This window comes from Pedobacter sp. AC402, assembly GCF_979252805.1.
Genome location: NZ_CEEDAI010000018.1, coordinates 60,473 through 74,970, shown reverse-complemented (window position 1 = coordinate 74,970; position 14,498 = coordinate 60,473). Strand labels below are relative to the sequence as shown.

Sequence of the window (14,498 nt, the reverse complement as noted above, 5' to 3'; positions counted from 1 at the left end):
CAAACTCTACCCCTGGGCTCTTTTTTCGCCGATAACGATGCTAAAGGTTTCTCCTGCTTTATTAAGCGGATCTCCCGTAATTTCGTTCTGTTTTGTAATTCGGTATACAGATAAGGTGGTGTTCCAGCGGCCATCAAACCAATCTTTCTTAATTCCAAATTCTTTGTTGTTTCCGGTAATTGGTTTTGCGGTAGAGCCATCGCGGAAAAAGCCCGTTTGAGGTGTGAAAGCTTCATCATAAACTGCATAAACAGAGGTGTTTTTATCTACAGATACACTTAGGCCAACCCTTGGGGTTACATGCTTGGCTTTATCTGCCGGGCTTCCATATGCCGATTGCTTAACGTAAGTATAACGGCCGGCCAGGGTTAAGCGGACGATATTATTAAAAAATCCCAGTTCATCCTGCACATAACCACTCAGGTATTTTTGATCCATTAGGCCTCCTGCCGCAATTGCCCTTTGTAATAAAGGTGTGCTGCGGTCGAAGTTTGGATAACCGTTTGAAGGGAAGCCATAATTAGGGTTATAAACATCAAATGGAGCACTGGCAAGGTCTAAATCATGTGATTGACCCCAATCTGCAAGGTAACTTTTCTTGCCACCATCAAATCCGGCTAAAATACGGTGCACAATGCCACCGGTTTTAACAGTTCCGTTAACAAATAACTGGGCCAATTTCATTGTACTTTCGGCATCCCAAATTCCAACATTTCGGATCAGTGTTCCATTTGCATTAACCACTGATGGCCATGAGCTTGATCCGTTTTGTAAATATTTGTAGTAAGCGGCCTGCGCAGTAAGTTTCCAGTTTTGGCCCAGCTGTTGTGTCAAGTTTAACGTAACACTATGGTCATTAATCCTTGTTGGTTGTACACCAGGTTGAGTTAAAGTAAAATCTCGTGGTAAACTTGCATAACCAGCCGCGTTAAAAATATAATAAGAACCAACTTCGGTCATTTTTGCATTCTGCAAAGTATATTCTGCTGTTAATTTGGTGCTCGGTGTAATTTGATAGCTTAATACGGGAGCAAAACTGTAACGGTCGTTTTTTCGAACGGTCTGAATGATCCCTTATTTTGTGCTGCGGCGTTTAACCTGAATAAAAATTTACCATCTGCTGTTAGCTTATGGTCAAAATCAATTGCTGTGCGGTAAAGGTCGAAGCTACCAGCTGTAAAAGAAACCTCACCCTGGTTTAAACCTGTAGGTTTTTTGGTAACCACATTATACATTCCGCTCGGATCGCCGTTGCCCAACATAAAGCCCGCTGGTCCTTTTACAAATTCAATATGATCAACAAAGCTCATGTCTTCAGTAAGCGGCCCCCAGTAAGAAGAAACAACATTAAATCCATTGCGCATGGCCTGAATTTGCGATCCACGCATTAAAACATTTGTGTATAAATCTCCCCAGTGTTCAAGGCGCACTGCACCGCTTACATTTCTGATCAAACCGTCGCTCATGCTAATAATTTGTTGATCTTTAATGATCTGGTTACTTACAATCTGAATGTTTTGGGGAGCTTCCAATAGCGGCTCGTTTAACCTAAGCGTAGCTGAAGGTAAGCTTACTTTATATTTTTTGTTTATTCCGGCAACGGTAACCTCTTCCAAAACCTGATCGTTTTCTTTGAGCATAAAATCAACCGTTTTAGTTTCGCCAGCAACGATTGTAATGCTTTTTTCAGATGCATCAATACCAACTGCAGTAGCTTTGATGGTATAAGTGCCTGGCTTTATTCGGTTTATGGTATAGTTGCCGCTTTCATCAGATGTTGTGCCTAAACCTTTGCCTTTTAACCCGATGGAGATAAATGCAGCGGGTTTTCCATTAGAGGTGCTAACCTTACCCTTAATTGTTCCGGATTGCTGGGCAAATGAAAATAGACTGAAAAGAGTGAGTAAGAACGTTAAGCTAATGGGTTTAATTTTATTCATTTTTGATTGTATTGTTGGTTTTAACTAAAATTTGTAAGTAACACTACCAGTGAAGGTTCTTAACCTAATATTCACTGTGGAACAGCTAATGCGATTTTTGACATGCCCGTATTTATTTGGATTAATTCTAAACAGCTGCAAAATAACGGTAGAAAATCGTATTATCCAAATTATTTTGATTTATTCTAAATAACATGATTTGAATGGGATTTGCGTTTAAACGACAAAGCAGGTATTTCTGATCGGGCGATCACTTTAACGTTTTAGTAGTGTGATTTCAACTATTTTCTGCTTTTGCTCAATTGATCAGTTTTAGCTGATTTTAACTAGTTTTTTCGTTAATAAAATATGATGGATTTTGGAAGAAAAATAGCGTTTAAATGGAGTTATGGCACATTATAGATTGTAAATGCCATTTTTTATGAAATTAAATATTGTGCTGCGCAATTTTATTAGGTTAAAATATGGTATCTGTTAGTTAAAAAAGAGGTAAGGGCTACGTAAAATTACTGATACTTTTACTTTGTAATCAAACGTAACTAACTAATCATCAATGGAAAAAAATTCTACAAGACACCCCTATGTGAAATTTTTAGCGGCCACATTTTTTTATTTATTAATTCCCTGGCTCGCTTTTGCACAGAAAACAATAAAAGGAACTGTTTTAGATCAAAATGATAAACCTATCCCGGGTGTAACGATCTTGGAAAAAGGGACAAAAAACGGTACTTCAACAAATGCCGATGGAAAGTTTAGCTTAGCTGTACAAAGCGACAAGGCAGTTTTAGTGGCCAGGATAGTCGGTTTTGTTACTGTTGAAAAAACAGCTACAGCGAGTGGTACCATAAACTTTTCTCTACAGGATGACAATAAAACGCTGGATGAGGTAGTGCTTATTGGTTATCAGAAAATAACAAGGAAAAAGTCTACGGCCTCTATTTCCAGTATTTCGGGAAAAGAACTGGCTAATTTACCGGCAGCTAGTTTCGATCAATTGCTACAGGGCAGGCTTTCTGGTGTTAATGTTCAAAACTTTACTGGTCAGCCAGGCGTAGCGCCTACAGTATCAGTACGTGGTAATTCTACAGCTAGCACCAGTTATGATCAGTTTAACACAATTAGATCTCCTTTATATGTGGTTGATGGTGTTCCTCAATCTTCAGATGATTTTGTGCCGCCAAATACCGGAACAGGAACAAATTATTTAGCTGGAATTAACCCGAACGATATCGAATCTATCGATGTTTTAAAGGATGCTTCAGCCGCCGCTATTTATGGTTCTAGAGCTGCAAATGGTGTAATTTTAATCACCACTAAAAAAGGAGTGAGTGGCGATACTAAAGTTAATTTAAGCAGCTATTTTGGTTTTGTTCAACGACCCAACTTACGAGAGGCAACTATCGGCAGTACGGAACGCAGGCAAAAAATGGAAGTTTTACAGCGTCAGCTTAATTATGACCAGAGAAGACAGCTCCCATACCTCCTTACTGATAGTTTAAACCCGGCTTTCAATGGCAATACTGATTGGCAGGATCTTTTTTATCAGGTAGGTAGAATTAATGATAACAATATAAGTTTAAGCGGGGGTTCGGAAAATGGGATGACGTATCGTTTTAGCGGTGGTTATTATAACGAAGAAGGGGTTGTAAAAGGAACAGGTTTTAAGCGCTACAGCAGTAGAATTAACTTAACTTCAAAAGCATTGAATAAAAAGTTGACCATTAATCCACAATTTGCTTATTCTAGAGCCGACCGAGCCCGTGGTAACGAAGATCCAAATGATCCTTCCAAGCCAACCAAAATCGGGTCTGGGAATTTACCCTCATCACTGATCAATCTTTCGCCTGAAAAACTCGACTTTTTTGTGAGCCCAAACAGCGAAAACCTGGATAAAAACATCAGTAACCAGTTTAGTTTTAACCTGAACTTATCTTACGAATTTAACAAAAACTTTACCCTAAATTCTCAATCATCTTACAAAGCTGATAATACCCGTAGGGATGCCAGTCTAAGTAGTTTGTTAAACAATGGTTTTGGCAATAGTGCAACCAGTTTTTCATCAACTAGAGTAGGCTTAAGAACATCCAACTATTTAAACTATAATGGCAAAATTGGTAAGCATTCGATAAGCGCGGTAGTGGGGCAGGATATTGAATACGATCAATATCAAAATACCCAGGCCAGCGGTTCTGGTGGCGCATCAGATAATATACAAGTTGTAACCGGCTTTCAGCAGGCCAATATTTTCGCCAACTCGCAATACCGCGCACATGGGCTAATTGCTTATTATGGCCGTTTTAATTACGATTATGCAGATAAGTATTTGTTATCCGGAACACTTAGAACTGATGGATCATCGGGCTTTGGTGAAAACAATAAATATGGTGTTTTTCCTTCGATATCAGTAGGCTGGATATTGTCGGAAGAGAATTTCATGAAAAACATCACCAATAATCCTTTTACTTTAGTAAAAATCAGGGGAAGTTATGGTGCTACAGGCAATGAAGATCTAAATAATGCATACGTTCAGTACAACAACTATCTTGTAAATAATGGCGGGTTTTCTGGTAACGGTGGCTCCACTTCATACAATGGCGTTACTGCTATTACGCCCAACTTTAGGAATGGTGTAGCCCAGAAAGATTTAAGCTGGGAAAAATCTACCCAATGGAATATTGGTACCGATTTAGAATTTCAAAATGGTAAATATGCTTTAACCTTTGATATATACAATAAAGAGGTAAAGGATAAATTATTTAACGTAGACTTACCGGCTACATCTGGTTATGATGTTGCCTATACCAATGCTTTTTCGGTACGTAATTCTGGTATGGAGTTAACCTTCAATGCAACCCCAATCAGCAAGGTAATTAAATGGAATACTTCATTTAATATTTCTTACAACAAAAACCAGATCATGAGTTTGCCTAATGGCGGGCGGGATATTATTTTGAGCGGAGATAGATTTGATAAAACACATATTTTATCAGTGGGAAGCCCAATTAATGCATTTTATTTGTATCAAACAAAAGGTGTGTTCTCACGTACCGGAAATATTCCGCAAAACCCCTTTACCGGTGAGCGTTACCGCAATAGCAATGGAACTTTCAACGAAGGAGATTTTTATCTGGCTGATTTAGATGGCGATTACTTTGTTGATATTTTCAATGATGGTATTAATCCTGATAAAATGCCAATTGGCGATCCAAATCCACGCTTTACCGGCGGTTGGACCAACAACTTTAGCTATAAAAATTTCTCGCTTGGTATTTTTGCAACCTTTGACATTAAAAAGAGATGTATTAAACTTATTTGATTCTGATCGTTTTGCTAATTCACAAGATGGCAATGCTGTAGCAAATTTTGCAAGTTTTTCTACCCCTGATTTAGATAAGATAAATATTTGGCGCAATCCTGGCGATAACGCCGAATACGCTAAATACGATTTAGGAACCTACAGATACTATTATACCGGAGCTCAAACGTTTTTCCTTGAAAAGGGTGGTTACTTGAGAATTAAGAGTATCAATATCGGTTATGATATAAATCCAAGAACATTGAAAAAATGGGGTTTAAGCCAGTTTAAAATATTTGCGATTATGGATAATGTACACATCTTCCAACAATCGAAAAAACTCCCAGATGCAGAAGGTGTAAACGGATATGGTGAATATAATGGAAATGGATATCCAATTCCTAAAAAATACACGCTAGGTCTTCAAGTTCAATTTTAATACCATTAACATGAAAAATATACTTACAAAATTCAGCATATTAATTACTATACTTATTATAGTAACTACCAGTGCATGTAAAAAACTGCTTTACGAAGAGCCCAAAGATGCACCATACGAGCAAACGTTTTTGGAAAACCTCTAAAGATGTAAGAAGTGCTGTAGCAGGTAATTATGCATTGTTACGTAATGCTATAACCGATAAAACCAACCGATATTACATGTATGGCGATGCAATAGCTTAAGAACTATTTTACCATACAGTATACAGGTGACGGGCTTGAAGGGATTCAAGGAGGTGATTTTACCTTTCAATATAACTTAAATTCTTTAGCCAATTACACGCTTTACTATAAAAGCATTGCCATGTCTAACACGATTTTATCAAAGGTAGGCGCAATGACCAATTCTGAGTTATCTGCAGAAGATGATCCAACCGAATTTAGAAATAATACGTTAGGTCAGGCTTATTTTTTAAGGGCTTTGAGTTATTTTATGATGGTAAGGGTTTGGGGCGATGTACCAGTGGTTACCGAAGCCTATGAAGATCCACTAAATGCACCTCAACTTCCTAGAAGACCAAAAGCTGAAGTTATGAAGCTGATTGAGGACGATTGCCATAAAGCGATTAATTTATTAAGCTGGACCTATGCAAACAGTGGGGATGCAAAGGTTACAGCCAATAGAGGATCTACCTATGCACTTTTAGCCCATTTGTATTTGTGGAGAGCAACGATGTCTAACATTACAACAGATGCACCCAACTTAGTTGATGTAAATAGTGCTGATACCACAATCAATACATTAATCAGCAAAGGAGGCTATGCTTTAACAGATACTGCAAATTATAAAAACACTTTTATTGGTCGTTCTACAGAGGGTATTTTTGAAATTAATGTAAGCGAAAACACATTGGAAGGTTCAAACAACTATCGTTGGAGGTTCCTTCCTAAACGAATCTTATGTTAAAGGCTATGGAAATAACCCAAGGTATTACGTGGTACCAAGTTACTTTAATAATTTTTATACTGATACCGATATCCGGTATAAGAAAGGGTTTGATGTTACCTTGCCTGAAAAGCCAGTGTGTATTAAATACAGCAACGTAATTTACAGAAATCCGGGCCAGAAATTAAATCCTTACTTAAGCAACAACATCATCATCTTCAGGTTGGGAGATATGCGGTTGCTAAAAGCCGAAATTGCACTTTATAAAGGAGATGCTGCTACCGCTACAGCAATTATCAATACTTTTAGAAGACGAAACGATCCTAATCCTGTATTGGTAGAGAATGGCTTATCTGTAAGTGATGTTATGGATGAATACATTACAGAACGCTCAAGAGAAATGTTCCTCGAAGGCCACCTTTTTTATGATTTGTTGCGTACCAGGAGGTATTCAAATGTGGTAGACTGGCTGCCAGTTGAAAGATTTAGGAAAGAAGGCTTTTACTGGCCTGTTGATCCTGCTTTGTTTAGAAACAATCCATTATTGAAACAGACCACATATTGGTTGGGTAAAGTATAAATAAGTTGATCCTTAGATTAAAAAACATGAAAAATAATATTTTAATATATATAGCGATTGTTTTGCTGGCCTTATCGGCATGTAAAAAAGACGACTATAAGCGAGATGGAGGCCCAAGTAATGCCAACGTTGATATGACCACTTATGATTACTTAAAATCCAACAGGAATTTTGATTCGTTGGTTAATGTGATTGATAGAGCCGGTTTAAAAGATGTTGTAAACGGAGATGTAACCTTTTTTGCAACCACAAATTATGGTATTGCTGATTATGTGAAAGCAAAAAAGTATCAGAAAAGTCTTGAGATCAAAAAAGAAAACTTTGATTTTGGAATTAAGGATATTCCAGCACAGGAGTTGAGCGATTCGTTAAAAACCTACCTATTTGCAGGCAAAATCAACAGAGATCAAATTACCTTGGCAGGTAAGCTGTACAATAGTTTGCTTGGTTCCGTGCCAAATGTTCAATATTTGATAAAATTTAGGCGGTCTTTCGAATACACTCAGTACTTAAATTACGTAGATTATGTTACTTATACCAAAGTAATAGGTACAAGAGATGATAAAGAGCCGGATTTAAATGCCATACCAGATAATCAGAGAGATAAAGCTGAAGATGTGCAAACCTCCGGAATAATTACGAAAACTGGAATAGTTCATGTTTTAAACGGTAATCACAGGTTGTTTTTCAACGGACAACCATTAGGAAATTAACCATAAACTTTAATTAAGATGAAAGTTAAATATATTTTAGGTGTACTGTTTGTATTAAGCATGTACGCCTGCACAAAAATTGAGAAGGGTTTTCAGAGTAATGGTATCCGTTATAAAGATAACAATATCTTTGCAAAGAGGGGGTTAATCCTTTTCCAGTCAGACAGAATCAATGCAGATGGTTCTACGCCTCCTTATACATTTAAATTGCTAAATTTAAGAAAAGAGGATGGCTCGCCCGCACCTGCAGAATTTTCTAAGGAATATGAAATTTTGGTATTTAAGGAAGGTACCAGTTTCGATCCGGAAAAGGATGTAACAGTTGAACTTTTAAATGAAAAAACGCGAATTGGTAAAAAGATTGCCAATGTATTTCAACGAAAATAGCGGACAATTAACGTTTAACAGGGCATTCAACTAACATTCCGTTAGGTAAATATATTTTTGATGTGGAAATGACCAATGTTACCGGCACAAAGCTTTTTCCTAAGCTGGCTACAATTAATGTGGTAGATCCTGAATTAGATGACTTATTTACCATTACAGATAATGTTGCAAATGCATTTAACGATATCAGTGGAGCTGCAACGCCAATGAAAAATCCTATTATTACCTGTACTAAAATTTCAAATCAAGGAGCAAGAGCTATTTTGAAAATGGTTGATAAAAATGGAAAAGTATTTAATCCAAAAGCTGGAGAAATTATTCAAAGGGGCGATAGGCCAATTTTCGAAAACTATGCAAAGTTTAATCCGGTAATCAAAACTGATACTGCAATGATTTGCGATTTTGAAGTAGCGCCGTTCCCACTTACAAAATATGTTACACCAACTACCGATTGGGGCTTTTTGATGTACTATATATTTTGAGTCAGTTTGTAACTGTTGATAATTTTCCTGCATCTCTTGGTACTTTTTCTGTAAACCCTAGATGGTCTTGGCAATTGAAACTAGAAGGAACGTATGTAATTCAGGTAAAATTTCCTGATGTTACCAAAAAATAAAATAGCAGCTATTTAATAGCCTCTTACTTGTGATTCTTACATAAAAAGGGCAATTTTCATATCGAAAATTGCCCTTTTTTAATATTTATACAATTTTGATTATTTAATCAATATCGCTTGGAGGCTTGATGCCCGCTTCTGTGTCATTTGCTGGTGTTACCAAACCACCACATATCACATCATAATGATATCCTGCTATTAAAGTTGTGCTTACAGAGGTAGCTTTAACTGTTCCTGTTGAAGTTTCCTTTGCATCAAAAGTGTAGGTTCCTGCATCCACGGCAATAAATCCGCTTGCGTTTTTAAAAGCTTTATTGGTAATTAATGTGGTAGTGGCACTAGTTTTTGCTAAATCAAGAGCAGGTGCATCTGGCGATAAATTGATAAAACGGATATAAGCTTTATCCGTTGCCGGCAGCGATAGGTCATCACCAATGGTGTAAACATCCAATGCGCCAGGTTTATTGATCAGATAAGATGAATTGTAGGTGCTTGCACTTAGTGCCAGTGTTTTGGTTAATATACTTTCAGAACTGCTGGCAGTGGTAAATTTTAAACTATAAGTGCCTGCAGCATATGAAGTATAGGATGCAGAACCGCCAAATGGCAAAGCTGCCGAACTAATTAAGTTACCATTAAAATAGGCATTATATGTTGCCAAAGATGGAGAAGTATTAATTACCCTGATATAAGCTATTGTAGGATCGGCGGTTTCTGTTTTTTTACAAGAAATTAATGCAATTAGTGCGGCTATAAAAAGGAAAGTAAGTGGTTTGAAATGAATTGGAGTAAAATTCTTCATGTTTTTTAATTTGATTTATTTTTTATGGAACATCAATAAAACGATGGCTAAGTAGCATTCGCTACAGGCATACAAATATTAGGTTTAAACGGCATAGCAGGATGTTAAATGATGTTAAGCAGATGTTAAAGTTTTATCAGTTTATTTAACAATGATAATTTTAATAGCTAAAAAGGTGTGGCTATTTAATAGAAGTGAAACTTATTAGCATTCCTTAAAGCATCATTATAGGCCAATAAAGTCAGATTAGTTTAATAAAACCAAAAGCTTAACATAAAAAAATCACGATATTATTGTGTAACTCGATTTTTATTTAAACCTTTGCACCTCAATAGAGTTAAAGCCGTTTTAATACGCAAGAAATGATTAAACAAATTTTACATAAACTTTCAGTTTCCTCAACACAAATGGTGTCTGGGAAAGGTTTGTTTATTAATCATTTTTCACTGTATTTTATTTTCCCACAAGCCGGCAAAATTTCACTCCACGTATTTAGTACCCACACTAAACGTAACGAGGAATTGATCCTCTCTAAAAACCCAATTAACAAGAATACTTATAATTTTTCGTTAGAAAACGAATGGATATTAACGAATTTATAGTGCAGGTCGCACTTCCTGAACATCGTGTATTTGCAGAAGAAATAGTTACCGAGATGGCAGAATCTGCAAAAGCTCGTGGAACAGGAATTGCCAGGCGTTCGCCAGAATACATTTCCAATAAAATGCAAGAAGGCAAATCGGTTATTGCTTTCCACAAAGATGGTTCATGGGCAGGATTTTGCTATATAGAAACCTGGAGCCATGGTCAGTTTGTGGCCAATAGTGGTTTAGTGGTAAGTCCTAAATACCGTAAGGCAGGATTAGCGAAAGCCATTAAAAATGAGATTTTTGGCTTATCCAGAAGGTTATATCCAAAGGCAAAAATATTTGGTTTAACAACTGGTTTGGCGGTAATGAAAATCAATTCTGATTTGGGCTACGAACCTGTAACCTACAGCGAACTTACCCAGGATGAAGAATTTTGGAAAGGCTGCCAGAGCTGCGTCAACTTTGAAATTCTAAAGATGAAAGAGCGTAAAAACTGTATGTGCACCGCCATGCTTTATGATCCTGCTGAAAAGAAACATGAAGTAGCCAAACAATTTGCCGAAGAACTGCAAAAGAAACCCAAATTATATGAGCGTTTTATGCGCATCAAGCAACGTTTAGTTGTTAAACCTAAGCCCAAAACAGGCTTAAAAGCCCTTTTATTTTTATTTACCTTTTTATTTAATAAATAGCATGAAAAAAGTTGTTTTAGCATTTAGCGGAGGCTTAGATACCTCATTTTGTTGTATTTACCTAGCACAGGATCGCGGATTGGAAGTTCACTCAGTAATTGTAAACACTGGTGGTTTCTCTGACGAAGAGTTGCAGGAAATTGAGAAAAGAGCATATGCTTTGGGCGTAAAATCGCATGCTGTTGTTGATGAAACAGAAAGTTATTATGAGGGTTGCATTAAATACCTGGTTTTTGGTAACGTATTAAAAAATGCTACTTACCCATTATCTGTTAGTGCAGAGCGTGTAAGTCAGGCCACTGCTATTGCCAATTATGTAAAAAAAATCGGTGCTGATTATGTAGCCCATGGAAGTACAGGAGCTGGTAACGATCAGGTTCGTTTCGATATGATTTTTAACATTTTAATTCCGGAAGTTGAAATCATTACCCCAATAAGAGATTTAAAATTATCCCGCGAGGCAGAAATTGAATATTTAGCCCAGCATGGTGTAGAATACAGTGCTGAAAAAGCAAGATATTCGATTAACAAAGGTTTATGGGGAACATCGGTAGGAGGTAAAGAAACTTTAACCTCAAACGAAACTTTACCAGAAAGTGCATGGCCAACCCAGGTGTCGGAAACAGAATCGCGTAAAGTTGAATTAACATTCGAAAAAGGCGAATTGGTTGCCATTGATGGCGAAAAACTAGCACCTGTTCGTGCAATCCAAAAGTTACAGGCCATTGCCCAGCCATTCGGTATTGGTAGAGATATCCACGTTGGTGATACCATTATCGGTATTAAAGGCCGTGTAGGTTTTGAGGCTGCGGGTCCGATTATCATTATCAAAGCACACCATACTTTAGAAAAACACACCTTAACCAAATGGCAGCTAAGCTGGAAAGAGCAATTGTCATCTTTTTATGGTAACTGGCTGCATGAAGGTCAGTTTCATGATCCGATTATGCGGAATATCGAGGCATTTTTGGCGGATACACAAAAATTTGTGAGCGGTAAAGTGTTTGTAGAATTGTTGCCATACCGTTTCCAGATTATCGGAATTGAATCTAACCATGATTTAATGAGCAATAAATTTGGTAGCTACGGTGAAATGAACAATGCCTGGAGCGGAGAAGATGTGAAAGGTTTCTCTAAAATATTTGGTAACCAGGTGATGATCTGGCATAAGGTAAATAATGAAGAAGCATAGGCTTTATATAAAAAGGATGATGGAAAAGGCAATATAGAAACTTGCCTTTTTCTAATACTGGATCAATAGAAATGAGTGAAATTCTTTCAAAATATAATTGTTTAAGCCACTATAAATGGGGAGATAACTGTTATGGATGGAATTTTATAAGTAAGCCAGAGGTAGCAATTAAACAAGAGTTAATGCCAGCCCAAACCGCTGAAAAATTACATTTTCATACTTATGCGGAGCAATTTTTCTTCATATTGAAAGGAGAGGCGACATTTTTAATTGAAAGCGAGATTTTTACCGTTGAAGCCAATACAGGTTTACAGATTAAAGCTGGAGATAAGCATAAAATCATGAACAATGGCGTTGATGATTTGGAATTTTTACTTTTTTCATATCCATCAACCCAAAATGACAGAACCGATTGTGAGTAATATAATGATTAACCAGATTGGACCGGAAGAAGGACATTTAGTGGCTGGCCTGTTTAACCAATATCGTATTTTCTATAATCAGTTTTCGGATATCGGAATGGCTAAGGCTTTCTTAGATGAAAGATTGCAAAATAATGAATCCATCATTTTTGCTGCCATTGATCGCAATACTCAAAAAACAGTAGGTTTTACGCAGTTATATGCTAAATACTCGTCGGTCAAATTGAGTAAAAACTGGATTTTGAACGATTTGTATGTTGATACAGCTTACCGAAAGCAAGGAATAGGCGAAAAGTTGATTAAAACAGCCATAGATTTTGCTAAAACCAATGGATCTACATTTGTACAATTGGAAACCGCTATTGATAACCACATTGCCCAGCATTTATACGAAAGTATAGGTTTTGTAAAACAGGGAAATGACGAAGAATTTTTTCTTTATAAAATAGCATTAAACTCATAGAGATGAATAAAATTAAAGCAGGAATAATCGGTGGTGCAGGTTACACAGGAGGCGAAATGTTACGCATCCTGGTTAATCACCCAAATGTTGAAATTGCTTTTGTAAACAGTACAAGCAACGCTGGAAACCTGATTTCTGATGTACACACCGATTTGATAGGCGATACAGATTTAAAATTTGTAAGCGATATTCCACAAGATATTGATGTGCTTTTTCTTTGTGTTGGTCATGGCGACGCAAAAAAGTTTTTAGCTGCTAACCCAATCAATGAGCATATTAAAATTATCGATTTATCTCAGGATTTCAGGTTACATGAAAAATCGACATTCGAAAACCGCGAATTCGTTTACGGATTGCCAGAATTGAACCGTGATAAAATTAAAACGGCCAAAAATATTGCCAATCCAGGCTGTTTTGCTACTTGTATCCAATTGGGTTTGTTGCCATTGGCCGCAAAAGGTTTGATCCAGAAAGAAGTTCACATTAACGCCACAACAGGTTCAACCGGTGCCGGACAAAGCTTGTCCACCACCTCACACTTCAGCTGGCGAAACAATAATCTTTCCATCTATAAAGCATTTGAACATCAGCATCTGAATGAAATTAGTGAAAGTTTATTGCAATTGCAGCCCTCACTTTCTGAAGCACTAAATTTTATCCCTCAACGTGGTGCATTTACCAGGGGAATTTTAGCTGCTATGTATTTGGAAAGCGATTTGAGTTTGGAAGAAGCGCAAAAGATCTACGAAGAATATTATAGCAATCATCCTTTCACACATGCAAGTAGGAACAATATCGATTTAAAACAGGTTGTAAATACCAATAAAGCACTTGTTCATGTAGAAAAACATGGCGGTAAATTATTTATCATCAGCATTATCGATAACCTACTTAAAGGTGCCAGCGGACAAGCTGTTCAGAACATGAATTTAATGTTTGGACTGGATGAAACAGCCGGGCTTAGGTTAAAAGCAGCGAATTTTTAATTACGGTAGAGGGTGTAAGGTTTAAGGCGTAAGGTAAAAGCATGAGAGATTATAAAAAACTTGACGTTTGGAAAAAAGCACATGAGCTAAATATGTTCATCAAAAAGGATATTGCAACTCAATTTCCAAAAGAAGAGCGATTTGAATTAACCTCACAACTTACCAGAGCTTCTTTATCAATTCCCTTGAACATAGTTGAAGGATGTGGAAGATTTACTGATAAGGATTTTGCACATTTTCTTGATAATGCTTTAGGTTCTGCAAACGAGATAGATTATTGCTGTTTATGTGCTTCTGAATTAAAGTATATAAGCGAAGATGATTATTTAAAAGTAAACAATTCAATTAACGAAGTTAGGGCAATGCTAATTTCATTTTTAAAATTTTTGAGAAGTGGAGTGAAAAAACCTTAAACCCTACACCTCAAACCTTA

The 14,498-nt window shown here is 36.8% G+C and carries 18 protein-coding genes; 15 read left to right on the top strand and 3 right to left on the bottom strand.

Annotation, left to right across the window (positions count from 1 at the left end; all coding sequences use genetic code 11):
• Positions 1-6: 6 nt before the first annotated feature.
• Together AC0IWE_RS26725 and AC0IWE_RS26720 are read right to left on the bottom strand one after the other, a co-directional pair.
• Positions 7-975 carry a TonB-dependent siderophore receptor gene (locus tag AC0IWE_RS26725; RefSeq protein ID WP_471795425.1) on the bottom strand — a complete coding sequence of 323 codons (969 nt, stop codon included), beginning with the start codon at positions 973-975 and terminating at the stop codon, positions 7-9.
• 44 nt (positions 976-1,019) lie between these two features.
• The gene (locus AC0IWE_RS26720) at positions 1,020-1,940 is read right to left on the bottom strand and encodes a carboxypeptidase-like regulatory domain-containing protein (protein ID WP_471795424.1); all 921 of its coding nucleotides are present in this window, start codon (positions 1,938-1,940) and stop codon (positions 1,020-1,022) included.
• A gap of 553 nt (positions 1,941-2,493) precedes the next feature.
• Here AC0IWE_RS26720 and AC0IWE_RS26715 point away from each other — a divergent pair.
• The 9 genes from AC0IWE_RS26715 (at position 2,494) to AC0IWE_RS26675 (ending at position 8,918) form a co-directional block, all read left to right on the top strand.
• Positions 2,494-5,256, top strand: coding sequence for a SusC/RagA family TonB-linked outer membrane protein (locus AC0IWE_RS26715; protein ID WP_471795423.1), 2,763 nt, complete (start codon positions 2,494-2,496; stop codon positions 5,254-5,256).
• Complete coding sequence (locus AC0IWE_RS26710; RefSeq protein WP_471795422.1) at positions 5,222-5,674, top strand: hypothetical protein; 453 nt, start codon at positions 5,222-5,224, stop codon at positions 5,672-5,674. The genes AC0IWE_RS26715 and AC0IWE_RS26710 overlap by 35 nt, the downstream gene beginning before the upstream one ends.
• Positions 5,675-5,781: 107 nt before the next feature.
• The gene (locus AC0IWE_RS26705; RefSeq protein ID WP_471795421.1) at positions 5,782-5,919 is read left to right on the top strand and encodes a hypothetical protein; all 138 of its coding nucleotides are present in this window, start codon (positions 5,782-5,784) and stop codon (positions 5,917-5,919) included.
• Positions 5,920-5,932: 13 nt separating this feature from the next.
• Complete coding sequence (locus tag AC0IWE_RS26700) at positions 5,933-6,643, top strand: RagB/SusD family nutrient uptake outer membrane protein (protein ID WP_471795445.1); 711 nt, start codon at positions 5,933-5,935, stop codon at positions 6,641-6,643.
• A 28-nt stretch (positions 6,644-6,671) separates the two neighbouring features.
• The gene (locus tag AC0IWE_RS26695; RefSeq protein WP_471795420.1) at positions 6,672-7,202 is read left to right on the top strand and encodes a RagB/SusD family nutrient uptake outer membrane protein; all 531 of its coding nucleotides are present in this window, start codon (positions 6,672-6,674) and stop codon (positions 7,200-7,202) included.
• A 26-nt stretch (positions 7,203-7,228) separates the two neighbouring features.
• A complete protein-coding gene (locus tag AC0IWE_RS26690) occupies positions 7,229-7,915 on the top strand; it encodes a hypothetical protein (RefSeq protein ID WP_471795419.1) in 687 nt (228 codons plus the stop codon).
• A gap of 18 nt (positions 7,916-7,933) precedes the next feature.
• The gene (locus tag AC0IWE_RS26685) at positions 7,934-8,302 is read left to right on the top strand and encodes a hypothetical protein (protein ID WP_471795418.1); all 369 of its coding nucleotides are present in this window, start codon (positions 7,934-7,936) and stop codon (positions 8,300-8,302) included.
• A 62-nt stretch (positions 8,303-8,364) separates the two neighbouring features.
• On the top strand, positions 8,365-8,784 hold the full coding sequence (locus tag AC0IWE_RS26680) for a hypothetical protein (RefSeq protein ID WP_471795417.1): 420 nt from the start codon (positions 8,365-8,367) through the stop codon (positions 8,782-8,784).
• Positions 8,781-8,918, top strand: coding sequence for a hypothetical protein (locus tag AC0IWE_RS26675; protein ID WP_471795416.1), 138 nt, complete (start codon positions 8,781-8,783; stop codon positions 8,916-8,918). Before AC0IWE_RS26680 ends, AC0IWE_RS26675 begins: the two co-directional genes overlap by 4 nt.
• 103 nt (positions 8,919-9,021) lie before the next feature.
• Here AC0IWE_RS26675 and AC0IWE_RS26670 read toward each other — a convergent pair whose 3' ends face one another.
• On the bottom strand, positions 9,022-9,720 hold the full coding sequence (locus AC0IWE_RS26670) for a DUF4397 domain-containing protein (protein WP_471795415.1): 699 nt from the start codon (positions 9,718-9,720) through the stop codon (positions 9,022-9,024).
• A 580-nt stretch (positions 9,721-10,300) separates the two neighbouring features.
• Here AC0IWE_RS26670 and AC0IWE_RS26665 point away from each other — a divergent pair.
• The 6 genes from AC0IWE_RS26665 to AC0IWE_RS26640 all read left to right on the top strand — a co-directional run bounded on the left by AC0IWE_RS26665 (position 10,301) and on the right by AC0IWE_RS26640 (position 14,478).
• Positions 10,301-11,002, top strand: coding sequence for an N-acetyltransferase (locus AC0IWE_RS26665; protein WP_055913123.1), 702 nt, complete (start codon positions 10,301-10,303; stop codon positions 11,000-11,002).
• Between the two features lies 1 nt (position 11,003).
• A complete protein-coding gene (argG, locus tag AC0IWE_RS26660; protein ID WP_471795414.1) occupies positions 11,004-12,194 on the top strand; it encodes an argininosuccinate synthase in 1,191 nt (396 codons plus the stop codon).
• A 71-nt stretch (positions 12,195-12,265) separates the two neighbouring features.
• The gene (locus AC0IWE_RS26655) at positions 12,266-12,616 is read left to right on the top strand and encodes a cupin domain-containing protein (protein WP_471795413.1); all 351 of its coding nucleotides are present in this window, start codon (positions 12,266-12,268) and stop codon (positions 12,614-12,616) included.
• On the top strand, positions 12,594-13,079 hold the full coding sequence (locus AC0IWE_RS26650; protein WP_471795412.1) for a GNAT family N-acetyltransferase: 486 nt from the start codon (positions 12,594-12,596) through the stop codon (positions 13,077-13,079). Before AC0IWE_RS26655 ends, AC0IWE_RS26650 begins: the two co-directional genes overlap by 23 nt.
• A gap of 2 nt (positions 13,080-13,081) precedes the next feature.
• A complete protein-coding gene (gene argC, locus AC0IWE_RS26645; protein ID WP_471795411.1) occupies positions 13,082-14,065 on the top strand; it encodes an N-acetyl-gamma-glutamyl-phosphate reductase in 984 nt (327 codons plus the stop codon).
• Between the two features lie 41 nt (positions 14,066-14,106).
• On the top strand, positions 14,107-14,478 hold the full coding sequence (locus AC0IWE_RS26640) for a four helix bundle protein (RefSeq protein ID WP_471795410.1): 372 nt from the start codon (positions 14,107-14,109) through the stop codon (positions 14,476-14,478).
• The last annotated feature ends 20 nt before the right edge of the window (positions 14,479-14,498 follow it).